At 73.4% G+C, this 22642-nt stretch carries 20 protein-coding genes and 1 tRNA gene; 12 read left to right on the plus strand and 9 right to left on the minus strand.

What is annotated here, in order from left to right; all coding sequences use genetic code 11:
• Positions 1-61: 61 nt before the first annotated feature.
• Both KM933_RS26235 and KM933_RS26240 read right to left on the minus strand, forming a co-directional pair.
• Positions 62-988: a GlxA family transcriptional regulator gene (locus KM933_RS26235; RefSeq protein ID WP_221356325.1), complete on the minus strand. Its 927-nt coding sequence runs from the start codon at positions 986-988 to the stop codon at positions 62-64.
• Between the two features lie 10 nt (positions 989-998).
• Positions 999-1598, minus strand: coding sequence for an isochorismatase family protein (locus KM933_RS26240; protein ID WP_221356327.1), 600 nt, complete (start codon positions 1596-1598; stop codon positions 999-1001).
• A 997-nt stretch (positions 1599-2595) separates the two neighbouring features.
• On the opposite strand from KM933_RS26240, the gene KM933_RS26245 reads away from it, so the two are divergent.
• From KM933_RS26245 to KM933_RS26285, 9 genes are all read left to right on the plus strand, one after another.
• Positions 2596-2669: transfer RNA gene (locus tag KM933_RS26245), tRNA-Met, on the plus strand.
• A 183-nt stretch (positions 2670-2852) separates the two neighbouring features.
• Entirely contained in the window at positions 2853-3113 is a 261-nt protein-coding gene (locus KM933_RS26250; protein WP_221356329.1) for a hypothetical protein, read from the plus strand.
• Positions 3110-3565, plus strand: coding sequence for an ankyrin repeat domain-containing protein (locus KM933_RS26255; RefSeq protein ID WP_221356331.1), 456 nt, complete (start codon positions 3110-3112; stop codon positions 3563-3565). Before KM933_RS26250 ends, KM933_RS26255 begins: the two co-directional genes overlap by 4 nt.
• Before the next feature lie 307 nt (positions 3566-3872).
• Complete coding sequence (locus tag KM933_RS26260; RefSeq protein WP_221356333.1) at positions 3873-4511, plus strand: tellurite resistance TerB family protein; 639 nt, start codon at positions 3873-3875, stop codon at positions 4509-4511.
• 162 nt (positions 4512-4673) lie between these two features.
• Positions 4674-5615, plus strand: coding sequence for an SGNH/GDSL hydrolase family protein (locus KM933_RS26265; RefSeq protein WP_221356335.1), 942 nt, complete (start codon positions 4674-4676; stop codon positions 5613-5615).
• Positions 5616-5764: 149 nt separating this feature from the next.
• Positions 5765-7126 carry an NAD(P)/FAD-dependent oxidoreductase gene (locus tag KM933_RS26270; RefSeq protein ID WP_221356337.1) on the plus strand — a complete coding sequence of 454 codons (1362 nt, stop codon included), beginning with the start codon at positions 5765-5767 and terminating at the stop codon, positions 7124-7126.
• A gap of 220 nt (positions 7127-7346) precedes the next feature.
• Positions 7347-8351: a TIGR03885 family FMN-dependent LLM class oxidoreductase gene (locus KM933_RS26275; RefSeq protein ID WP_221356339.1), complete on the plus strand. Its 1005-nt coding sequence runs from the start codon at positions 7347-7349 to the stop codon at positions 8349-8351.
• Entirely contained in the window at positions 8342-10042 is a 1701-nt protein-coding gene (locus tag KM933_RS26280; protein ID WP_260334181.1) for an alpha-amylase family protein, read from the plus strand. The genes KM933_RS26275 and KM933_RS26280 overlap by 10 nt, the downstream gene beginning before the upstream one ends.
• Positions 10043-10299: 257 nt before the next feature.
• A complete protein-coding gene (locus tag KM933_RS26285) occupies positions 10300-11451 on the plus strand; it encodes a DUF475 domain-containing protein (protein ID WP_221356341.1) in 1152 nt (383 codons plus the stop codon).
• A gap of 48 nt (positions 11452-11499) precedes the next feature.
• Here the strand turns inward: KM933_RS26285 and KM933_RS26290 are convergent, their stop codons facing one another.
• On the minus strand, positions 11500-11835 hold the full coding sequence (locus tag KM933_RS26290; RefSeq protein ID WP_221356343.1) for a YnfA family protein: 336 nt from the start codon (positions 11833-11835) through the stop codon (positions 11500-11502).
• Between the two features lie 135 nt (positions 11836-11970).
• Positions 11971-12336 carry an STAS domain-containing protein gene (locus KM933_RS26295; protein WP_308013551.1) on the minus strand — a complete coding sequence of 122 codons (366 nt, stop codon included), beginning with the start codon at positions 12334-12336 and terminating at the stop codon, positions 11971-11973.
• Positions 12337-12525: 189 nt separating this feature from the next.
• Here KM933_RS26295 and KM933_RS26300 point away from each other — a divergent pair, with 189 nt between their 5' ends.
• On the plus strand, positions 12526-13056 hold the full coding sequence (locus KM933_RS26300; protein ID WP_430727371.1) for an ATP-binding protein: 531 nt from the start codon (positions 12526-12528) through the stop codon (positions 13054-13056).
• Positions 13057-13189: 133 nt separating this feature from the next.
• Here the strand turns inward: KM933_RS26300 and KM933_RS26305 are convergent, their stop codons facing one another.
• The 5 genes from KM933_RS26305 to KM933_RS26325 all read right to left on the minus strand — a co-directional run bounded on the left by KM933_RS26305 (position 13190) and on the right by KM933_RS26325 (position 19536).
• Positions 13190-14287, minus strand: coding sequence for a MerR family transcriptional regulator (locus KM933_RS26305; protein ID WP_221356349.1), 1098 nt, complete (start codon positions 14285-14287; stop codon positions 13190-13192).
• A gap of 209 nt (positions 14288-14496) precedes the next feature.
• On the minus strand, positions 14497-15567 hold the full coding sequence (locus KM933_RS26310; protein WP_221356351.1) for a DUF5914 domain-containing protein: 1071 nt from the start codon (positions 15565-15567) through the stop codon (positions 14497-14499).
• A complete protein-coding gene (locus tag KM933_RS26315) occupies positions 15564-16604 on the minus strand; it encodes a phytoene/squalene synthase family protein (RefSeq protein ID WP_221356353.1) in 1041 nt (346 codons plus the stop codon). Before KM933_RS26315 ends, KM933_RS26310 begins: the two co-directional genes overlap by 4 nt.
• Entirely contained in the window at positions 16601-18208 is a 1608-nt protein-coding gene (gene crtI, locus KM933_RS26320) for a phytoene desaturase family protein (protein ID WP_221356355.1), read from the minus strand. Before crtI ends, KM933_RS26315 begins: the two co-directional genes overlap by 4 nt.
• Positions 18205-19536 carry a polyprenyl synthetase family protein gene (locus tag KM933_RS26325; protein WP_221356357.1) on the minus strand — a complete coding sequence of 444 codons (1332 nt, stop codon included), beginning with the start codon at positions 19534-19536 and terminating at the stop codon, positions 18205-18207. Before KM933_RS26325 ends, crtI begins: the two co-directional genes overlap by 4 nt.
• Before the next feature lie 365 nt (positions 19537-19901).
• Between KM933_RS26325 and KM933_RS26330 the strand changes: the two genes are divergently transcribed.
• Together KM933_RS26330 and KM933_RS26335 are read left to right on the plus strand one after the other, a co-directional pair.
• Entirely contained in the window at positions 19902-20525 is a 624-nt protein-coding gene (locus KM933_RS26330) for a sigma-70 family RNA polymerase sigma factor (protein ID WP_221356359.1), read from the plus strand.
• Positions 20526-21414: 889 nt separating this feature from the next.
• Complete coding sequence (locus KM933_RS26335) at positions 21415-22608, plus strand: lycopene cyclase family protein (RefSeq protein ID WP_221356361.1); 1194 nt, start codon at positions 21415-21417, stop codon at positions 22606-22608.
• The last annotated feature ends 34 nt before the right edge of the window (positions 22609-22642 follow it).

Consider the following 22642-nt stretch of genomic DNA (forward strand, 5'->3'; position numbering starts at 1 on the left):
TGGGTGCGATGCCCTTCGCCTTCTTATATAGCCCAGAGGAGAAAAGTTGACAAGCCTGCACTCAGGATTGCTCAGCGAACGGGTGATGGCGGGCGCGGAGGCGGCGCAGCATACGGGGGTCCTCGAAACCCACCGAGCGGGCGGCGGCAGCCGTCGTCGCACCGTGGCCGATGAGGTGCAGGGCGCGTTCCAGCCGGAGTGTCTGCTGGTAGCGCAGGGGGGTCAGTCCGGTGGCGCGGCTGAAGAGACGGGTGAGGGTGCGTTCGCTGACCCCCGCGGACGACGCCAGCACGGGCAGGGGGAGCGCCTGGTCGAAGCGGCTGTCAATGAGGTCCTGGACCCGGTGCACGGTGTCGTCCAGATGGGAGCGGTGCCGGAACATCGCGCTGGACTGTGCCTCGTGGCCGTTGCGGCGGGTGTGGACGACCATCTCCCGGGCCACCCGGGCGGCCACGGCCGGGCCGTGCCCGGTGGCGACCAGGTGCAGGGCCAGGTCGATACCGCTGGCGATGCCCGCCGAGGTGATCACCCGGTCGTCCACGGTGAACAGGACGTCCCGCACGACCACCGCCCGGGGGTGGCGCAGCGCCAGCTCGTCCTGCACGTCGTGGTGGGTGGTGCACCGGCGGCCGTCCAGCAGGCCGGCCATACCGAGCGCTTCCGCCCCGGAACAGACGCTGGCCACCGTCCCGCCCCCGTCGTGGTGGTCCCGCAGGACCCGCAGGGGCGTGGCGCCGATGGCGGGACGGCCGGCCGGCGGGCCCGTCCGCCAGCCGGGCACCACGATCAGGTCCTCGGGACCGAGCTCGGGCCACTGGAGCCCGGCCACCAGCGGCAGCCCCTGCGGGGTGCTGACCCGGGGGTGCTCGGCGACGTAGGAGAGCGTGTAGGGGAGCCCGAAGTCGGCCGCGGTGGAGAAGACCTGCGCGGGTCCCGCCAGGTCCAGCAGATGGACCCCGGGCACCAGGAAGAAGACTATGCGGCTCACGATCCGGTCATCATGCCCGATCCCCTGCCGCGGCCTCCAGCCGGTCGACCGTCGTGACGGTGGCGAAGCGTCCGGCCAGGGCGTACTCGGTGCGCCTGATGACCTCGTCGGCGGAGAGCGTGAGGGGGTCGGCCAGCAGGTCGGCGACGCTCCGGCCGGCGGGAGCGTCCCGGTGCGGGACGGGGTTGGTGGCGGTCGCGTCCGTGACGAAGGTGACCCGGTAGCCGAGGTCGCCGGCGAGGCGGGTCGTGGTCTCCACGCACTGCTCGGTGCGGATGCCGCAGACGGTGAGTTCGCCGATGCCGCGTCCGGTGAGCAACTGCTGCAGGTTGGTGGTGGTGAAGGCGTTGTGCGAGGTCTTGTGGAGCAGCGGCTCGTCCTCCTCCCGCGTCAGCTCCTCCATGATCCGTACATGGCCCAGGGCAGGGTCGAAGACATCGCCGCTGCCGGGTTCGCAGTGCAGTACCCACACCACGAGATCACCGGCCCGGCGGGCGAGCCGGACCAGCCGGCCCACCCGGTCGGCGATCTTCGGGTCGGAGATCGTCGGCCACAGCGGGTGCGCGCGGAAGGACTCCTGGACATCGATGACGATCAGTGCTCGGCTCATGTCCCGAGTCTGCGTCATCGGGGCGGGCGCACGACATGTCGTATCGGGTCCGGCGGCGGACCGATCCGGTCAGCGGCCGGCCGGCGCGGTGCCGACCGGGGACGGTCTCCCGACCGTGGCTGGTCCGGGTCCGGGTCCGGGTCCGGGGCGTCGGGTTCAGGCCGTCGCCACCAGGGCCGGACCGGCGCCGCCCGACGGCAGGCCGATGCCGCCCGCCGGGGCCCCGCCGGACCGACGCACTTCAGCCGTCTGTTCCGGGTCATGCGCGGGACGCCGCCGCGCGACCGCCGGGGCCGGTCGTCCCGGGTGCGGGCGGGTCGCCCGCACCCCTGTGCGGAGGACCCGCACGGCCGGACGCCGCCGGAGCACGTCGACTCTCGGCCATCCCGGCGCGGACCCGGCCGGCTTCCATCCGGCCCCATGCGATTCGGCTGGCCCCGCCCGTCGGGGCCGAAACGCGTTCTTGCCTCGTACCGGTCACGTTCTAAGATTTCGGACAGGAGAACCGGTCACCGCCCACGCGGCCGGTGGGTCCGCCGCGGCGGCCCCCTTTTGGCCCCCAGCCCCCGGGTCTGCAGGAACCACCGCTCAACAGCAGCCAACAGGAGCCAACAGGGAAACCGGAGCCCGCATCCCGCGCTGCTCCGTACGGGCCCCGGTCCCTCGTCCTCCCGGCCTTTCGAGTTGGGGCGTACTCCCGCGCGCCCCAAGTGCCGTGAGGACGATCCCGCGCGAGGCCCTCGCGTCAGGGGACGATGCGAGTCCTCGCGCCGGCGGCCGCCGTCGTCACGGACAGAGGACGGCGGCCGCCACACCCGGCATCGCCGGGCACTCTCTCCGACTACCCGCCTTCGCGGCCGATGCACGACCCGTTCACGCGCCGTCCCGGAGCGCGGCGGAGGGCGGCAGGGGCGACACGCGGCGGAGGGCAGCAGCGGGCGACAGCGGACGGCGTGGTCATGACCGCCGCTCCGATGGCGTACGGTAGAGGCATCGCCGCGGGGTGGAGCAGCTCGGTAGCTCGCTGGGCTCATAACCCAGAGGTCGCAGGTTCAAATCCTGTCCCCGCTACTGCGAAGAGGGCCCGGATCCAGGTGATCCGGGCCCTCTCACGTTCCCGGATGCTCCCCGGCCACATGGTGGTCGACCTCGGCGGCGGGGGCGAAATCGGTTGGCCTGCGCACCGGAAGCGCGGATACCGTCGGGGCTCCCGACCGACCGCGTCAGCGGCTGCCCACCCGGAGAGCGATTCCAGTGACCAGGACCGACCCGCCGACCACCACGACCCTGTGGCGTCCCACGGGTCCCGTGGAGCTGGACCTGGTACGTGCGCCGGACCGGCGGGCCTGGCCGCCCCGACTCCCCGAGCAGCCCATTTTCCACCCGGTCCGGCAGGCAGGCGGCCGGACGATCCTCGAACCGCGGGTTCCCGCCGAGGAGTTGGCGGAGTTCAACGCCCACATCGTCGGCAGGATCCGGTTGGTCCACGAGTTCCACCGGTCCGCGTCACGGTGAACGCACGGCGGCGCAAGAAGTCGGCGCGGCGTCTCGTCGACGCGGCGGCCTTCGGCGACGGCGACCGGATCAGGGCTCTCCTGCGGGCCGGGGCCGATCCGCAGGCGGCCGACCCCGAGGGCACCACGCCCCTGTACGCCGCGTCGGTCCACGGGGCCACGGACAACGTGCTGTGTCTGCTGGCGGCCGGGGCCCCGCCCGACACCGAGAGCGGACACGGAACGGAGGGCACGCCTCTGTGCGCGGCCGCGTGCTGGGGCCACACCGGGACGGTGCGCGCGCTTCTCGCGTACGGAGCCGATCCGGATCTCCGTGAGGACCACGGCACGGGCCGGTCCCCGCTCGAATGGGCGATGACCGGGCCCTACCCGGAGACGATCGCCCTGCTCCTCGCCGCGGGCGCGCAACCGCACGATCCGGTCGCACGACCTCCTGTGCGACCTCCTCTATGACTGCCCGTACGACCTCCTGTACGGCCACGTACGCGACAGTCCGCTCGACCGATCGGCACCGGGGACGACGGCACACCGACCGTCGCCCCGGCCGCCGCCGAGGCCCTGGCCCGGGTCACGGACCGGTTCTCCGCCGCGCTGGGCGGCCGTACGACGGTCCTCGCGCCGGTCGGGTGAGGCAGGCCCCTTCACCGGCCCTGCGGATGATCGTTTTACGTTACCTTTGCCATTCGGGAACCTCTCCGGACACGGCAGCCGTTCAACCGACGGACCGCGTACAGGCAACGGCAGAATTCGAGGTGGCGTAGTGGCGATGTGGGACCGGCTCAAGGACCAGGCCAAGAACCTCCAGCAGTCCCAGGGCGGCAGAGGAGGAGCAGGTCAGGGCCACGCCCCCGCCGGACAGGGGTACGGTGCCCCCGCCGGACAGGGATACGGTCCGGCGGGGCAGGCGCAGCACGGTGGCCACGCACCCGGTCCGTCCTCCGGCAGTTCCTCCGGTGGCTCCAAGGCCCAGCTGATCGGGCTGTTCAAGACCCAGCTCGCGTCGGTGAAGACCGAGCTGAAGAGCGGCGCGTACCGGGACGCCAGCATGGCCATGTGCGCACTGGTGGCGGCGGCCGACGGGTACGTCGAGCCGGCCGAGAGGCAGCGCGTCGAAGAGCTGATCGTCGGCAACGAAGTGCTGCAGAACTTCCCCGCGGACCAGCTCCGCCAGCGCTTCAACCAGCACGTGGACCGGCTCACCGCCAACTTCGAGCAGGGCAAGGCCGAGGCGCTGCGGGAGATCGCCAAGGCGGCCAAGAAGCCGGCGGAGGCCCGCGCGGTCATCCAGACCGGCATGGTGGTCGCGGGCGCCGACGGGCACTTCGAGGCGTCCGAGCAGTACGTCATCCGTGACGCCTGCACCGCACTGGGCCTGTCGCCGGCGGAGTTCGGCGTCTGACACCACCGGTGCCGCCCCGGTTCCGTTTCGGTTCCACGGCGCGGCACCGTCGTGGCCGGTCGTGCGGGGAACCGCGCGACCGGTCCGCACCCCTGGCCCCCGGAGTGAACCCGCCGGTATACAAGGTCGGTCACGCGCCGTCCCGGACCCAGGGGGTACCAGATGAACCGTCCCACCCAGTACGGCAGGGCCGCGTCGAGGCGCCGCCGGGTCACCGCCCTCGCGGCGGCCGTCAGCGGCTGCGCCCTCGTCGTCACCTCCGGCGCACCTGTCGCGGCCCACGGAGCCGTCCAGGGAACCAGCCACGGAACCAGCCACGGCAGGGGCACGGACTACGTCGCGCTCGGCGACTCGTACACCTCGGGACCACTGATCCCGAACCAGGTGGACGCGAACTGCGCCCGCTCCGACCGCAACTACCCCTCGCTCGTCGCCGCGGAGCGCGGAGTGTCCACGTTCAAGGACGTGAGCTGCGGCGGTGCCACCACCGAGCACATGTGGAAGGCCCAGGGCACCAACCCGCCGCAGCTCGACGCCCTGCGGCGCGGCACCGACCTGGTGACGGTCCAGATCGGCGGCAACGACATCGGGTTCGGCTCCATCATCAGCACCTGCGCCGCGCTGAGTTCGCAGGACCTGTCGGGCGACCCGTGCCGGCGCCACTACACGTCCCCGTCCGGTGCCGACCGCCTCGCGCTGACGATCCTCGGCGCCGCGCCCGAGCTGGCCCGGGTGCTGCGGGCCGTGCACGCCAGGGCGCCGCACGCGCGCGTGCTGGTCGTCGGCTATCCGGACCTCCTTCCGGAGGACGGCAGCGGCTGCTACCCCTCGGTCCCGTTCGCGGCGAAGGACTTCCCCTACCTGCGTGACACCGGCAAGCGCCTGAACCTGATGATGCGCGTGGTGGCGCGGCTGAACCGGGCCGAGTACGTCGACACGTACGGCCCCACGGTCGGGCACGACATGTGCAAGGACCCGGCGGTCCGCTGGATCGAACCGCTGCAGCCGGCCTCGCCCGCGGCCCCCGCGCACCCCAACGCCAAGGGCGAGGAGGCCATGGCACGTGCCGTGCTGAAGCAGCTGCGCACCGGGCATGGCCGCTGACGGGCCCTCACCCGCGCTCCGGTACGGGCCGACTCGCCGGACGGTGGAGGTACGGCGGCTCGTCTCGCCGAGGGATCACCATGTGCGAGGGGGGAACTCAGGGGCAGAGGGAAGGGGGGGAAGCCCGACAGAGCGCGCCGGTGAAAGGGATGAGCATCGTGGTACGACCGAAGATCTTGGTGGTGGGAGCGGGCTTCGCGGGAGTGGAGTGCGTCCGCCGCCTGGAGCGCAAGCTGGGACCCGACGAGGCCGAACTGGCACTGGTGACACCGTTCTCCTACCAGCTCTATCTGCCGCTGCTGCCACAGGTCGCCTCCGGGGTGCTGACCCCCCAGTCGATCGCCGTGTCGCTGCGCCGCAGCCGCAGGTACCGCACGCGCATCATTCCCGGCGGCGCCATCGGCGTGGACGTGGACGCCAAGGTCTGCGTCGTCCGCAAGATCACCGGCGAGATCGTGAACGAACGGTACGACAAGATCGTCCTGGCGCCCGGCAGCGTCACGCGCACCTTCGACATCCCGGGCCTCGCCGACCACGCCCGCGGCATGAAGACGCTCGCCGAGGCCGCATACGTCCGCGACCACGTGATCTCGCAGCTCGACATCGCCGACGCCAGCCACGACGAGACCGAACGGGCGGCGCGGCTGCAGTTCGTGGTGGTCGGCGGGGGCTACGCCGGCACCGAGACCGCCGCGTGCCTGCAGCGCCTGACGCACAACGCCGTCAAGCGCTACCCGCGGCTCGACCCGCGGCTGATCAAGTGGCACCTGATCGACATCGCGCCGAAGCTGATGCCCGAGCTGGGCGACAAGCTCGGCAGGAGCGCCCAGGAGATCCTCCGCAGGCGGGGCATCGAGGTCTCGCTGGGCGTGTCCATCGAGAAGGCCGGTCCCGAGGAGGTCACCTTCACCGACGGACGGGTCATCCCGACCCACACGCTGATCTGGACCGCCGGGGTCGCGGCGAGCCCGCTCATCGCCACCCTGGGGGCCGAGACCGTCAAGGGGCGGCTGGCGGTCACCTCGGAGATGTGCCTGCCCGGCCACGACGGTGTCTTCGCACTGGGCGACGCCGCCGCCGTACCGGACGAGGCGAAGGACGTGGCGGGCGCGGTCTGCCCCCCGACCGCCCAGCACGCGATGCGCCAGGGCAAGCACGTCGCCGACAACGTCATCGCCTCGCTGCGCGGGCAGCGCATGACGCCGTACGTCCACAAGGACCTGGGTCTCGTCGTCGACCTCGGCGGTCTGGACGCCGTGTCCAAGCCGCTCGGTGTCGAGCTGCGCGGCGTGCCCGCCCTGATCGCCGCCCGCGGTTACCACTGGGGGGCGCTGCGCACCAACGTGGCGAAGGCCCGGGTGGCGACGAACTGGGTGCTGAACGGCCTGGCCGGAGACGATTTCGTCCGTACCGGGTTCCAGTCCCGCACGCCCGCGACGCTGCGGGACTTCGAGTACACGAACGCGTATCTGACTCCGGAGCAGATCCGGGAACGCACCGCGGTCGGCTGACGCGGCCCGTCACCGGAAGGCGCCGGGGCGGACGGCACCGCCGCCCGCCCCGGCGCCTCCTCGCGCCGACGGACGCGCCGGGCACACCGGGCGCGGAACGACTCCGCCGCGGCGCACGCCCCTTCGTGGAGTGCTTCTTCGAGAGCGCTTCTTCGAGGAAGTGCGCCCACTTCCTCGACACCTGCCGCTGAGAGGGCGTCGGAGGGGTACCCGCCGGGACATGACTGTCTACGGATTGCATGCCTCGCACGAGCAGATCCCACCCGCGGACCTGCTCGAAGCCGTCGTCCACGCGGAACGCGCGGGCTTCACCGCCGCCATGTGCTCGGACCACTTCTCCCCGTGGAGCGTCCGCCAGGGCGAGTCCGGGTTCGCCTGGTCCTGGCTCGGATCCGCGCTCCAGGCCACCGACCGGGTGCCGTTCGGCGTGGTGAACGCGCCGGGCCAGCGCTACCACCCCGCGATCGTCGCCCAGGGCATAGCCAGTCTCGCGGCCATGTACCCGGGCCGGTTCTGGGCGGCACTCGGCAGCGGGGAGGCATCGAACGAGCACATCACCGGGACCGGCTGGCCGCGCAAGGACCTCCGCAACGCGCGGCTGCGCGAGTGCGTCGACGTCATCCGCGCCCTGCTGCACGGGGAGGAGGTCAGCCACGACGGCCTGGTCACCGTGGACCGGGCCCGGCTGTGGACCCTGCCGCCGGAGGTCCCGCCGCTGATCGGAGCCGCCTGCAGCACGGCCACGGCCGCCTGGTGCGCCGAGTGGGCGGACGGCCTGATCACGGTCAACGCCCCGCGGGAACGGCTGCGCGAGATCGTCGGCGCCTACCGCGACGCGGGCGGCCGCGGCCCGCTGCACCTCCAGGTGCATCTGAGCTGGGCGCCCACCGAGGAGGAGGCCGGCGCGCTGGCGCACGACCAGTGGCGCAGCAACGTACACGCTCCGCCGGTCAGCTGGGACCTCGACTCCCCGGAACTGTTCGACATCGTCAGCGAACACGTCACCCTGGAGCAGCTGGCGGGCACCGTCAACATCTCGTCCGACCTGGGCCGGCACACCGCCTGGCTGCAGGAGTACGCCGAGCTGGGCTTCGACGCCGTGATGCTCCACCACGTGGGTCAGCGGCAGGAAGCGTTCATCGACGCGTTCGGAGCCGACGTGCTGCCGCAGCTCGACGTCACCCGCCCGCTGCCCGCCACGGCGAAGGAGTACCGATGCGTCTGACCCGTACCTCCGACCTGTGGTGGAAGAACGCGGTGGTGTACTGCCTGGACGTCGAGACGTACCAGGACGGCAACGGTGACGGCGTGGGCGACTTCGCGGGCCTCACCCAGCGCATCGACCACCTGGTGCGCCTCGGGGTGACCTGTGTGTGGCTGATGCCCTTCTACCCGACGCGGGAGCGCGACGACGGGTACGACATCACGGACTTCTACGGAGTCGACCCGCGCCTGGGCACCCTCGGCGACTTCACCGAGTTCGTCCGCACCGCCCGCGACCGCGGCATCCGGGTGATCGCCGACCTCGTCGTCAACCACACCTCCGTGGAGCACCCCTGGTTCAAGGACGCCCGCTCCGGCCGGGACTCCGCCCACCGCGACTGGTACGTCTGGGCGGACGAGCCGCCCGAGGACGGGCCCGAGGGAGTGGTCTTCCCCGACGCGGAGGACAGCCTGTGGGAGTACGACGAGGGCAGTGGCCAGTACTACCTGCACCGGTTCTACAAGCAGCAGCCCGACCTCAACGTGGCCAACCCCGAGGTGCGCGACGAGATAGCCCGCATCATGGGGTTCTGGACGCAGCTCGGGCTGTCCGGCTTCCGCGTCGACGCCGTGCCCTTCCTGCTGGAGACCGACGGACAGGACGACGCCGGGAACCTGCCCGACCCGCACGAGTACCTCGCCGACCTGCGCGCCTTCCTGGGCCGCCGCAACGGGGAGTCGGTGCTGCTGGGCGAGGTCAACCTGCCCTACGACGGCCTCACCCGGTTCTTCGGCGACCCGGACTCGGACCGCGGCGACGAGCTGACCATGTGCTTCGACTTCGTCGGGATGCAGCAGATGTACCTGTCGATGGCGCGCGAGGACGCGCGGCCGCTCACCGGCACGCTGCGGGACCGTCCCGCCGCGCCGCGGGACGCCCAGTGGGCCACGTTCGTGCGCAACCACGACGAGCTCACCCTCGACAAGCTGAGCGACGACGAACGGGCCGAGGTGTTCGCCGCCTTCGGTCCCGAGAAGGACATGCAGCTCTACGACCGGGGACTGCGCCGCAGGCTGCCGCCGATGGTCGACGGCGACCGGCGCCGTGTCGAGCTCGCGTACAGCCTGCTGTTCACGCTGCCCGGCACCCCCGTGCTCTTCTACGGCGAGGAGATCGGCATGGGGGAGAACCTGGCGGCCGAGGGGCGCCAGGCCGTGCGCACCCCCATGCAGTGGACACCGGAGGCGGGCGCCGGCTTCTCCACCGCCGGACCGGAGGCGTTCCCCAATCCGCTGGTGGAGGGCGCGTTCGGGCCCCAGGAGGTCAACGTGTACGGGCAGAGCCGCGATCCGGGCTCGCTGCTGAGCCGTATCCGGCTGTTCGCCGAGCGCTACCGCGAGGCCCCCGAGCTGGCCTGGGGCGACTACCGGCTGGTGGAGACCGGGGAGGACGCGGTCATGGCGCACGTCGGCTGTACGTCCGACGGGACCGTCCTCGCCGTGCACAACTTCGCCGGCCGGCCCGTCACCGTACGGCTGCGGCTGTCCGAGGCCGGACCGGGCGGCAGGCTGACCGATCTGCTCGACGAGGGGCACGAGGGCCTCACGGTGCCCGACGACGGCCTCTTCCCGGTCGAACTGCCCGCCTACGGGTACCGCTGGCTGCGCGTCGGCACTTCGGCCGACGACCCCGAGAGGGTCGTCGCCGACTGACACCGGGTCCGAGCCCCGGCTCCTCGTCCCACCGGCGGCGCCCTTCCGGGCGCCGCCCTCCCGCCGGGACCGGTTCCCTCCTGTCGGGACCGGTCCCGCCGGGACCGGTCCCGACACCGGGACCCCGGGCGCGGTTTCCCGCGGGAGCGGCGGGAACCCGTGAGTACCATCGACGCGCACCGTCCGGAACACCGTTCACCGATCACGACCGCACCACCCGGGGCCCGCGGGCCCCTCACCACACGATGGGGTAACCAGTGCTTCTGAAAACCTTCGGCTGGTCGTTCGCGGTCACCGCGATCGCCCTGGCCGCAGGGGTCCTCTACGGGGGCTGGCAGGCTTTCGGCATCGTGGCCATCCTCGCCGTCCTCGAGATCTCCCTGTCGTTCGACAACGCGGTGGTCAACGCCGGCATCCTGAAGAAGATGAGCGCCTTCTGGCAGAAGATCTTCCTCACCGTCGGCATCCTGATCGCCGTCTTCGGCATGCGGCTGGTCTTCCCGGTCGTCATCGTGGCGGTCAGCGCCTCCATGGGCCCGATCGAGGCCGTCGACCTGGCGCTGACGGACAAGGACCGCTACCAGGAGCTCGTCACCGACGCGCATCCGTCGATCGCCGCCTTCGGCGGCATGTTCCTGCTGATGATCTTCCTCGACTTCGTCTTCGAGGACCGGGAGATCAAGTGGCTGGGTCCGATCGAGCGCCCGCTCGCCAAGCTCGGCAAGGTCGACATGCTGTCGGTCTGCATCGCCCTGGCCGTGCTGCTGATCTCCTCCCTGACCTTCGCGGCCCATGCCCACCAGCACGGCGGCGTGCACGCGGACAAGGCGGAGACCGTCCTCCTGTCCGGCATCGCGGGTCTCGTCACCTACATGCTCGTCGGCGGTCTCTCCGGCCACTTCGAGACCAAGATCGAGCAGGACGAGGAGCGCGAGCACGAGGCGGAGGGCGAGGCCGCACGCAGCGGCAGGCCACGCTCGGCGGTCGCCCTGACCGGCAAGGCCGCGTTCTTCATGTTCCTCTACCTGGAGGTCCTGGACGCGTCCTTCTCCTTCGACGGCGTCATCGGCGCCTTCGCCGTCACCAACGACATCGTCGTGATGGCGCTGGGCCTCGGCACCGGCGCGATGTACGTCAGGTCCCTGACGGTGTACCTGGTCCGCCAGGGGACCCTGGACGACTACGTCTACCTGGAGCACGGCGCCCACTACGCCATCGGCGCCCTGGCGGTGCTGCTCCTGGTCACCATCCAGTACGAGATCAACGAGATCGTCACCGGCCTGATCGGCGTCGTCCTGATCAGCGCCTCCTTCTGGTCCTCCGTCCGCCGCAACAAGGCGCTCGCCTGCGATGCGCGGGTGGCTGCGGACCCGGACAAGGACCGGACCGGCGCCACCACCGGCGCCTGAACGACCGCCGGTCCACCGCCGGGCCCGCTCCCGCGGCGCCGGTGCGGATCAGTGGGTGCGAGGGGCGTACATGATCACCGCCATGCCGGCCAGGCAGACCAGGGCGCCGACGACGTCGTAGCGGTCGGGGCGGTAGCCGTCGGCGACCATGCCCCAGGCGATCGAACCCGCGACGAAGATTCCGCCGTACGCGGCGAGGATGCGCCCGAAGTCGTCGTCGGACTGGAGGGTGGCCACCGCTCCGTAGAGCCCGAGGGCGATGACACCGGCACCGATCCAGATCCAGCCCTTGTGCTCGCGGATACCCTGCCACACCAGCCAGGCGCCCCCGATCTCGAAGAGGGCGGCGACGGCGAACAGGGCGACGGAGCGGGCGACGGTCATACCGGCCGACCCTACCCGCGGCCCGCACCCGTGGTCGGAAAGGAGCCGGTGCGCGGCTTGAGGGGGCGCGCCCGACGGCGGACCGCCTCGCGCAGGCCGGGAGCCTGAGCCGTCCTCGTACCCGCGGAAGGGCGGTCAGGCGCGGAGCGCTTCCCGCAGGCTCGGGTGACACTCGATCAACGTGTCCAGCCCGACGATCTGCAGGATCCGCAGCACGCCCTCCTGCGCCCCGGCGATCCGCAGCCACCCCTCGGTGTCGCTCAGGGCCTGGTACGCGCCGATGAGCACGCTGATGCCGCTGGAGTCCATGAAGGTCACACCGCTGAGGTCGACCACCGTCCGCGTCCCCGCGGCGGCACCGGGGGGCAGCAGGGCCTCACCGAGTACGTCCTTGACCGTGTGGTCGATCTCGCCGCGCACCGTCACCACACGGATGCCGTCGACCGCGGACTGCTCGACGGAGAGCCGGCCTGGCTGGTCCACGCTCTGAATGTTGGTCACCGTCTCCTCGACTGCGATGGTGTGCCGGGTGCCGGGATCGCCCCGAACGCGGGTCTGCCCGGTCATTCTGCCCGAACGATTCGGCGGATGCACCCGGGAGAATGTGCCGGAGAGCACATTTGTACGATGCATGAATGGCGGGAAGGCGGGTATCGGAGCGCTCGTGAACGGGGAATGAGGGCGATGCCGGTGGGATCCCACGACGACGGTGACGGCTGTGCGGGGTCGGGGTCGGGGTCGGGGTCCGACGGATACCTGCTGCAGACCAGCTATGCCACGGGCGGGGACGACGGATGCATCGCCGATGCCCGTCGGCACGCCACCATCTTCCTGCAGGGAGCGCGGAACGGCCGGTACGCGGTCGTGTCGGCCCGGGTGATGGACCTGACGCAGCTGGTGGTGAGCGAGCTGGTCACCAACGCGTGCAAGTACGCCCCGGGCCCCGTCCTGCTGGAGCTGGGCCTCACCCCGCAGACCGTGGAGGTCGTCGTCTGGGACAGCGACCCGACGGTCCCCGAGGCACGCGTCGCGGATCCCGGCCGGATCGGACAGCACGGCCTGGAGATCGTCAAAGCCGTGGCCCAGGACCTGGAGATCCGTACGGAGCCGGTCGGCAAGCGCGTCACGGCCCGCATCGCGCTGTCCGACACCCCCGTGAGCGACACCCCTGTGAGCGACACGCTCACGAGCGGTACTCCGACGAACGGCACCACGGCCTGAGCCGGTGGCGGGCCGTCCGCTCGGGCGCCGCGCGGCCCGCACCATGCGCCCGCGCCCGCCCCGGAGCCCACTCCCGTTCGGGCCGAGCCGGACCGCCACCGAGACCGGGACGGGCGTTGCGGGCCGGTGTGTGTCACGGTCGCGCCGACGCGTCGGGCGGGACCAGCATGCGCACCGCGTCCCGCAGCCCCGACGGGCGCAGCAGTCCCTCGGGCACGCCGCGGCCCCAGCCGGGGCCGCACAGCAGCACCGGGCTCTGCCGGCGGGCACCGCGGATGCCCCAGCGGGTCGCGGCGAGGTGGCGGGCCAGCGGGAGGTTCGCCGTGGACCGCGACTGGGCCCACAGCGCGACCGCCACGGGACCGACGCGCCGCACGGCCGTGTCCACCGCCTCGACGGGAACGGCCCCGCCGAGCATCAGCGTCGGCACGCCCGCCTCCGCCAGCGCCGCGTTCAGCGCTTCCAGCGGCAGCGTGTGCTGCTCGTCCGGCAGACAGGCCAGCAACACGGGGGAGGCGTCCTGGCGGTGGTGGGACGCGGCCGAGGAGACGTACACGTGCCGCAGGACGGTGGACACGTGCCAGGACAGCAGGTGCTCGACCTCCACGTAGCGGTCGCCGGAGGACTCCCACTTGCGGCCCGCCGCCCGCAGGGTGGGCACCATCACCTCCTCCCACGCCGTCACGAGCCCGTGGGCGCGCACCGCGGCCCTGAGCCGTTCCTGGACCGCCGGGGCGTCGAGGCGTACGGCTGCCCGGGCCAGTCCACGGCACTCCTGCCGCGCCGCTCCCACGGGCAGCGCGGCGGGGGAGCGGGAGGCACCGTCGCCCGCCCGTGCGGCAGCGGACGGAGGCAGCGACCGTGTGGATGCCCCTGCCCCTGCCCCTGTCGCTGCCGCTGCTTCTGCCGCGGCCGGTGCGTCGAGCGGGTGGGCGGCCGCGGGGGCTTCGGCGTCCACGGCACCCGCCCGCCCGCCCCGCGCGCGTTCGAGGGCGGACCGCGCGGCCTCGGCAGGCGGCACCCCCGTGGCGGTCAGCCTGCACATCTCCCGCAGCATGGCCACGTCCTGCGGTGCCCACCGGCGCTGACGGCCGTCCGCCCGGACGGCGGGCCCGAGCCCGTACCGGCGGTCCCAGGAACGCAGGGTCGTGGGGGACACGCCCAGCGTGCGGGCCAGGAAACCGGTCGTGACGCCCGGGTCGGCCGGTTCCACCGACTCGCCGCCCTTCATGCCCACCGGCACCCCCGTCGACTCTCGGCAACCCACACGACCCGCACGTTCTTCCGCCGGACGCGGTCGAACGGATGCGCTGAACGGCATCGGGGCGCGGTGCGCACGGCAGCCACCGGGGCGACCGTACGCACCCGCGTGCGCCTCGCGGGGGACGACACGCCTTGCACGCCCCGGCCGTGCCGCGGGGGCGGCACGGCCGGGCCGGGTCAGCCGGGGAAACGCCCCGTCGAGCGCAACCGCCAGCGGCGTTCCGCGTAGGCCAGGTCGTCGCGCCACAGGCGTCCGGCGGCGGCCCGTACGAGCGGCCGCAGCAACGGCGTCATCCGGCGTGCCACGGTGAACCCCCGGCGGTCCGACGCCGCCACCACCGCCTCGACCACGGCGGTCCGCGGCCTGCCCCGGTCGTCGGCGCCGAGCGGGGTCGCGTGGGTCTCGACGACCGATCCCTGTCCCTCGCCCTCCGTGATGTGCATGACGACCGTGCGCGGCTCGGGCGCGGTGAACACCGCCCGTACGGGCACCACGAGCCGCCCGGCGAGTTTGAAGGAGACGTCGACGGCGAAGCCGTCCGTGTCCTCTGCGGCTTCTGTGTCCTCCGCGCCTCCCGGCCCTTCCGGCCCTCCCGCGGTTCCCGTGTCCCCCGCCGCCGGTGTGTCGACGACGGTCAGGTCGACGAAGGAGTACGGATGGAACCAGGCCCCGTGCCACGGGTCCAGCCGGTTCGCCACGATGTCCTCCGGCTCGCACGTCCCGACGCCGACGTACACGGCCGACACCGCCTCCGGCAGGGCGGGCCGTACCGGGACCACCGGTGCCGCCAGCGGGGGCTCGCCGCCGACGTCGTCGAGCCGCACCCACACCAGTACGCCGTCGTCGTGCACCGGCAGGGGCTCCCAGCCGGCGAACGCCGTACCGGACAGGGCGAGTCCGTGCCAGTGGCAGACGAGGGTGCCGCAGCGCACCGGACTGTCCCGGAGCGGGGCACCCAGATGGGGACAGGCACCGGGACCGCCGACCAGCCGGCCGGTGGCGTCGCGCCAGACGACGACCTCCTGTCCGCCGACCGTCCGGGCCAGCGGCCGGTCGGCTCGGACGGACAGGGACGAGCCGACCACGTACCAGTTGCCCGACGGACGGGTCTGGGCGCGCTTCAGCGCCCCGGCGATCACCGCCGGACGGGCCTCGCGCCACGTCGGGCGCTGCCGTTCCCAGGCGACCGGGTCCTCGCGCAGGGACAGCGGGAACCGTCCGCGGCGGACGGCACGGCCGGGGCTCACACGATCTCCTTCTGCAACGGCGCCGGAACGGGGGAGGACCCGGGCGCCACGGGTCCCGTGAAGGACGGCGGTTCAGGTGCCGGGTACCGCGCGGGGCGGCGCCCACGCGTCCCGGCCCGGGCGGCCAGCAGGCGTACGAGCCCGTCGGCGGCCACCGCGGCACGCCGTCTGCGGGGGACCGCGGAACGCCGGTGCAGGACCGCGTGCCCGTCGTCGGCGACGGCGTCCAGGATGCCGCCGTACAGCACGAAGGCGGTGCGGATGCAGGGACGGGACACCGGGTCGAGCATCGCGAGCCCCGGTGCCGCCTCGCGGTAGACGCCGCGGGTGAGGTCCTCGAAGGCCCTCAGCGCCGCGGTGATCCGAGGGTCGCGGCGGCCGGTGCCGCGGCTCCAGCCCAGCAGCTCCCGGTCGACGCCGTGCGCGCCCAGCAGGTCGGCCGGCAGATAGACCCGCCCCCGGTCGAGGTCCTCGCCGACGTCGCGCAGGAAGTTCGTCAGCTGGAAGGCGACGCCCAGGGCGGCCGCGTGCGGGGCCGCCTCCTCGCGTGGGACGACGGTTCCCAGGACCGGCAGCATCTGCAGCCCGATGACCGCCGCGGACCCGTGCATGTACGCGCGCAGGTCGTCGTACGTCGGATAGTCGGTGACCTCCAGGTCGCTGCGCATGGACGCCATGAAGTCGGTGAAGTGCCGGTGGTCGATGCCGTACCGCCCGGCCGTGTCGGCGAGCGCCAGGACCACCGGCTCGGTGCTGTCCCCGCTGCCGAGCCCGCGCTCCAGGTCCTGGTGCAGCAGGGCGAGGTCCGCCGCGCGGCGGACGGGCGGCAGACGCGTGTCCAGGTCGTCGACGATGTCGTCGGCCCAGCGGGCGAAGCCGTAGAGGGCGTGGACGGCGGGCCGCCGTTCCACGGGCAGCAGCCGGGTGGCGAGGAAGTAGGTCCTGCCGTGCCGGGCGTTGAGCCGGCGGCACCGGGTGTAGGCGTCGCGCAGGGCGGGCTCGGTGATGCCTGCCGCGTCGAGTTCGCGGACGGTCATCGGCGGGTTCCTTCCGGTGCTGACGGCGTCGTCGGTGCGGTGGGTGCGGTGGGTGCGGTCGGTGGTGTCGGCGTCGTCGGTGCGGACCGCGCGGTGCGTGCGCGTCCCGGGACGGCGGCCGTGTGCCGTCCGGTGATCCGGGCCGCGGCGAGCTTGCCGGACAGCAGGACGGTCGGGACGCCGACGCCCGGCGTGGTGCCGCAGCCGGCGAGGACGGCGTTCTCGGTGCCGCGGACGAGGTTGCGCGGCCGGAAGGGACCGGTCTGCGCGAAGGTGTGGGCGGCCGAGAAGGGCGTGCCCGCCGCGTGTCCCTGGGCGTGCCAGTCGGCCGGGGTCACCAGGGTCTCTTCCTCCACGGCGTCGGCGAAGCCCTCGAACCCGCGCCCGTCGAGCTCCCGCAGCACACTGTCGCGGTAGCGCGGGGCCAGCTCGCCCCAGGCGGTGACGTCCGGTCCGATGTCGGTGTTGGGGCACGGCGCGAGGACGTAGTGCAGGTGGCGGCCGGGCGGGGCGAGCGAGGGATCGGTCGCGGTGGGACGGGTGATGAGCAGCGAGGGGTCGCTCATCAGGTCGCCGGTGCGCGTGAGTTCGTCGAACGTGCCGTGCCACGCGGCGCCGAAGGACAGCGTGTGGTGGGCGAGTCCGGGCCAGGTCCGGTCGGTGCCGGCGTGCAGGACGACGGCCGACGGCGCGTGCCTGAGCCGCAGGGGACGACGCGGCACGTGGCCGAGGAGGCGGTACGCGACGGGCAGGTCCGGGGTGAGGACCACCGCGTCGCACGGGATGCGTTCCTGGTCGGTGACGACGGCGGTGACGCGGTCGCCGGAGCGTTCGAGCCGGGTGACGTCCTGCCCGAAGCGCAGGTCGGCGCCCGCCTCCGCGGCGGCGTCCGCCATGGCCCGGGGCAGCGCGTGCATTCCGCCGCGGGGGAAGTACACGCCGGCGACGGTGTCCATGTAGGCGATCACGGCGTACGCGGCGAGGGCCTGCCGGGGCGGGACCCCGGCGTACAGCGACTGGAAGGAGAAGACGCGGCGCAGGCGCTCGTCGCGCAGGTAGCGGCCGATGCGCGCGTCCAGCCGCCCGAATCCGCCGAGCGCGGCGAGCCGTGCCAGGTCGGGGGTCAGCAGCTGGAAGGGCGAATCGAAGTTGGTGTCGATGAAGCGCCGCATCTGCGCCCTGTACAGCTGTTCCAGCCACCGGCGCAGCCGCCGGTACCCCGCGGCCTCCCCGGCCCCCGCGAAGCGCTCGACCTCGGCCTCCATCGCCGCCGCCCCGGTGTGTACGTCGATGCCGCTGCCGTCGGCGAACAGGGCGCGGTAGGCCGGGTGGAGGGGGATGAGGTCGACGCGGTCGCGCAGGTTCCCGCCGACCGCGGCGAATGCCTCGTCGGCCAGGTCGGGCATGGTCAGCACGGTGGGGCCGGTGTCCATGCGGTAGCCGCCGCGCTCCAGGAGCCCGGCACGGCCGCCGGGCAGCACGTCGCGCTCCACGAGGGTGACCCGGCGGCCCGCGCCGAGCAGGTGCAGGGTGGCCGCCAGGCCGGAGAGCCCGGCGCCGACCACCACGACGTGGTCCGTGGGACCGGGGATGCTCCTGGTCATCGGACGGCCCCCTCGGCACCGGCACCGGCACCGGCACCGGCACCGGCACCGGCACCGGCACCGGCGCCGGCGCCGGCGGTCAGCAGGAGCGGGACAGGCGTGCTGTGCGGAGCCCCGGGCGGCGCGGGCATGGGCGGCGGGGCCATACCGGCCGTGGTGTGCAGCAGCTCGCGCAGCCGCAGCCGGCCCTCCGGCTCCAGCGGTACGGACTGCAGATGACGCATCCCCTGATCGGCCAGCCGCTCGATCCTCGCCTCGACGATGTCCCGGGCACCGGTGCGGACCAGCACGTCACGCACCTCTTCGAGACGGCTCTCGGACAGGTCGGCGCGGCCGAGCGAGCTCCGCAGCACGGCCAGGGCGCGCCGGTCCCCGGTCGTCTCGGCCCGGGCCTGCGCCAGGGCGACCAGGTAGGTCGGCTTGCCCGCCCGGATGTCGCCACCGGCGGGTCTGCCGGTGTGCCGCGCGTCGCCGAAGACATCGGTGAGGTCGTCACGGAGCTGGAAGGCGATCCCGACGCGCCGGCCCGCCGCGCACAGGGCCTCGCTGCGCGCGGCGTCCGCCCCGGCGAGCGCGGCCCCGAGCGCCAGCGGGCGCTCCACGGAGTACAGGGCGCTCTTGAGGCAGGCGGCCCGGAGCGCGCGGGCCAGGGAGCGGGAGGAGGTGGCCTGGCCGTGGACGTCCAGGTACTGCCCGGCCACCATCTCGGTGCGCATGGCGCTCCACAGGGTGCGTACGGCGGCCGGTGCCCCGTCGACGGCCGCGACCATGTCGTCCGCCCAGGCCAGGGCGAGGTCCCCGGCGAGGATCGCCGCGGCCTCGCCGAAGCGCGGGCCGAGCGCGGGCGCGACGGTACCGGCGTACTGGGCGGTGACGTCCGCGTGCAGGGCGGGCCGGCCCCGGCGCAGCCGTGAGCCGTCCATCACGTCGTCGTGGACCAGGGCGCAGGTCTGGATCAGTTCGAGCGCGGCGCCTACGCGGAGGGCGGCCGCCGCCGCCTCCGGCCCGCCGCCGCAGGCGCGCAGCGCCCACCACACGAACCGGGACCGCGTGCGCTTGCCGCCGTCCAGGGTGAAGCGCGCGACGCGCTCGGCGAGGTCGCGGCCGAACACCGGGTCCAGGGCGACGGCCCGTCCCGTCCGTTCGGCCAGTTGGTCCTCCAGGACACGCCCCACGGCCGCGGACACGTCACTGTCGATGACGTGCGGGTCGACCGCGGCCGGCGGGAAGCGCGGGGAAGGGGGTTCGGCATGCGGGGACGGGGGCTCGGGACGAGAGCCGGGCGCCCGCCCGGCCGCAGAGTGATCCTTCGCCTCGCTGGAGCGCATCCCGGTTCCTCTCGTCGTGATCGCATATGTGTCTGACGGAACGCTTTCCATGGCAAGGGCGTCCGCGGATGCGCCGGACGGGGGAGAAGGCGCGACCGGTTTTCGCACAAGGGGCCGATCGGGCGATGAAGTGCCGTGACGCACCGCCGGACGGCCGAAGGGGCGCCGAGGAAGTACCGAAGAAGTCTCGAGGAAGCCCAGAAGAAGTGATGCAGAGACGATGCAAGTTGTTGCGCCGTTCGGGGTTCTCGCAGGGTGGAGGAGCCGGGGCCGCCGGAGCGGCCGGCAGCCGGCACCCGTGGGGTGGGCCATGAGGGGTACCCCGCGGGACGGAACGACCAGGGCTCACACGAGGAGCGGGGAACATGGCTGCACAGCAGGTCACCGAGCGGGCCCCGGACGGCGTCCCGCTGTGGGCCCCGGCGTGGGAGCGCCTCGCCGACGAGGAGCTGGCCGCGCGGTTCGCGGCCGGTGACGAGGCTTCACCGGCCGCCGTCTACCACCGGTGGGGCGCCCTGGTGTACACGCTGGCACAGCGGTCGCTCGGGGACGTCCGGGAGGCGGAGGACGTCACGCAGACGGTGTTCCTGGCCGCGTGGCGCGGGCGTGCGGGCTTCGCCCCCGAGCGCGGTGCGCTGGGGGCCTGGCTCGTCGGGATCACCCGCAGGAAGATCGCCGACGCGCTGTCCGCGCGCACGCGGCGGGCGGAGCTGGTGGCGGCCGCGGGGGCGCGGATGTCCGTCGGGCCCACGGCCCATGACACCCAGTCCGCCGTGCTCGACCGGGTCGTCCTCGGCGAGGAACTGGCCCGGCTGCCCGCGGCTCAGCGCCGGGTGCTGACCCTCGCCTTCTACGACGACCTGACGCAGACGCAGATCGCGGAGCTCACGGGGTGGCCCCTGGGCACGGTGAAGAGCCATGCCAGGCGCGGACTCCAGCGGCTCGGCAGGTGCCTGGAGGAGCACGGGGTACAGGGGTACGGGGAGTAATACGCTGCACGAACGATGCGAGTGGTTGGAAGTATGGTCCGGCAGGCGTCGACCGGTGTCCGCCCGCCGTGGGTCACTCGGCGTGGGCCGTGCCCGGTGGGTCGTGTCCGGTGGGTCGTGTCCGGTGGCCCGAGGGCCGAGGAACGCGCGTCCGCGGCAGGGGCCGGTCGCAGGTCGTCGTCCACCGTCCCGCCCGCGACGGCGGCCGGTGCATCCGGCATCCCGTCCCCGACTGTAAAGAGGCCGACGGAACTGCCTGTTCCGCGAGGCCTGTGCGACAGGCCGGGGCCGAGAGGAGGCGGCGGCGTGGGCGATCACCGGGCGTGGTGCCACATTCCGAACACGGAGCTGGCCGTCCGCGCACTCGACGGCGGCCGGGCCGCCTGGAGCGCCTCGGCCGCGCGTCATCTGAGCCGGTGCCGCGCGTGCCGTGACCGGCTCACCGCCTATGAACGCGTCGTCAGGGCAGGACGGCTGACCCAGCCGGGCCAGACGCTGCAGGAGCCTCCCCCGGGGGTGTGGGCCGCGGTCCGGAGCGGCATCGCGACCGACGACCTCCGTACGCCGCCGCCGGGCCGGTCCCGCGTCCGTGGCACGCCGCCTTCGGACCGGCCTCGCCCCCGCGCCGTGTGTCGCGCCGGGGAACGCGTCTTACGGTGCGCGGCCGCCGTCGTGCGAGCCGTCCTCCGTCTCCTCGCGCCCCTCGCGCGCCTTCTGCCCGGCACGCCCCGCGGCCCGCACGACTGAGCGACCGACGGCCCGGGCCCGGCGGAAGGGCGACAACCCGGCCGAGCCTGCATCCGCGCGGACCCCGGAGGGGGAAAGCTTCCGACAGACCACCGGCCGCCCGCGCAGCGCCGGTGGAACGCGCGCAGGGAGGGAGCGGTTCGTGCCGGACGCCGAGGTGGCCATCGTGGGCGCGGGAGCGGCGGGGCTGTCCCTCGCCCACCGGCTCGCCCACCCCGCTGCCGGGGTCCGGCCGGTGTCGGCGGTCCTGCTGGACCCCCCGCCCGGCCCGCTCCGCCCGCCGAGCCGCACCTGGTGCTTCTGGGAGAAGGGCCCCGGCCCGTACGACGCCGCGCTGACCGCCTCCTGGCAGCGGCTGCGGATCCACACCCCCGCGGGCCTGCCCGTGGAGGACGGCATCACGCCCCTCACCTACAAGATGCTCCGCTCCGACGACTTCGAGCGTCTCGTCGCGCGCGACCTGACGCGGAGCGGCACCGTCCGCAGGCTGGAGGCGACCGTCGAGACGGTGGACGGTGTCGCCGGCGGAGCCGAGATCCGGGCCCGCACCGGACAGGGCGCCCCCCTGACCGTGCGCGCCCGCTGGGTGTTCGACTCCCGGCCGCTCGGCAGCCTCCCGGCGGCCCGCACCACCGTGCTCCAGCACTTCCACGGCTGGTTCGTCCGCACCGACCGCCCGGTGTTCGACCCCGGCACGGTGGAGCTCATGGACTTCCGGGTCCCGCAGCCGCCGCGGGGACTGGCCTTCGGCTACGTCCTGCCCACCGGTCCCCGTGAGGCACTGGTGGAGTACACCGAGTTCTCCGGCGCCGTGCTGTCCCCGCAGGAGTACGAGACCGCCCTGCGCCGCTACACCGAGGACGTGCTGCGCCTCGGAGGCTTCCGGATCACCTCGACCGAGACCGGTGTGATCCCCATGACCGACGCCCGCTTCGCCCGCCGGACGGCGCCGTCGGTCTTCCGCATCGGCGCCGCGGGGGGAGCCACCAGGCCGTCCACGGGCTACACCTTCTCCGCCGTGCAGCGCCAGAGCCGGGCCGTCGCGGACGCCCTGCACGCGGGACGCCACCCGATGCCTCCCCCCGCCCACCCGGCCCGCTCGCGCGCCATGGACGCGGTGCTGCTGAGGGCCCTGGACAGCGGACGTGTCGACGGTGCCGCGTTCTTCGCACGGCTCTTCTCCCGCGTGCCGATGGAGCGGCTGCTGCGCTTCCTCGACGGGAGGACCCGCCTCCACGAGGACCTCTCCCTCGGCTTTCGTACGCCCGTGCTGCCGATGCTCCGCTCCGCGGCGGAGCTGTCCTGGCTTCCCCGCAGACCCTTTCCCGGAGCCTGACCCCGGTACGAGCCGGGCCCCGGTATGCACCGGG

The sequence above is a fragment of the Streptomyces beigongshangae genome (genome assembly GCF_019710745.1).
GTDB lineage: Bacteria > Actinomycetota > Actinomycetes > Streptomycetales > Streptomycetaceae > Streptomyces > Streptomyces beigongshangae.

Bases quoted from the DNA above. Each gene is read 5' to 3' on its own strand.
- KM933_RS26240 (WP_221356327.1), bottom strand. From the start codon at position 1,598: ATGAGCCGAGCACTGATCGTCATCGATGTCCAGGAGTCCTTCCGCGCG.
- KM933_RS26265 (WP_221356335.1), top strand. From the start codon at position 4,674: ATGAACCGTCCCACCCAGTACGGCAGGGCCGCGTCGAGGCGCCGCCGG.
- KM933_RS26270 (WP_221356337.1), top strand. From the start codon at position 5,765: ATGAGCATCGTGGTACGACCGAAGATCTTGGTGGTGGGAGCGGGCTTC.
- KM933_RS26275 (WP_221356339.1), top strand. From the start codon at position 7,347: ATGACTGTCTACGGATTGCATGCCTCGCACGAGCAGATCCCACCCGCG.
- KM933_RS26280 (WP_260334181.1), top strand. From the start codon at position 8,342: ATGCGTCTGACCCGTACCTCCGACCTGTGGTGGAAGAACGCGGTGGTG.
- KM933_RS26290 (WP_221356343.1), bottom strand. From the start codon at position 11,835: ATGACCGTCGCCCGCTCCGTCGCCCTGTTCGCCGTCGCCGCCCTCTTC.
- KM933_RS26305 (WP_221356349.1), bottom strand. From the start codon at position 14,287: ATGAAGGGCGGCGAGTCGGTGGAACCGGCCGACCCGGGCGTCACGACC.
- KM933_RS26315 (WP_221356353.1), bottom strand. From the start codon at position 16,604: ATGACCGTCCGCGAACTCGACGCGGCAGGCATCACCGAGCCCGCCCTG.
- crtI (WP_221356355.1), bottom strand. From the start codon at position 18,208: ATGACCAGGAGCATCCCCGGTCCCACGGACCACGTCGTGGTGGTCGGC.
- KM933_RS26325 (WP_221356357.1), bottom strand. From the start codon at position 19,536: ATGCGCTCCAGCGAGGCGAAGGATCACTCTGCGGCCGGGCGGGCGCCC.
- KM933_RS26330 (WP_221356359.1), top strand. From the start codon at position 19,902: ATGGCTGCACAGCAGGTCACCGAGCGGGCCCCGGACGGCGTCCCGCTG.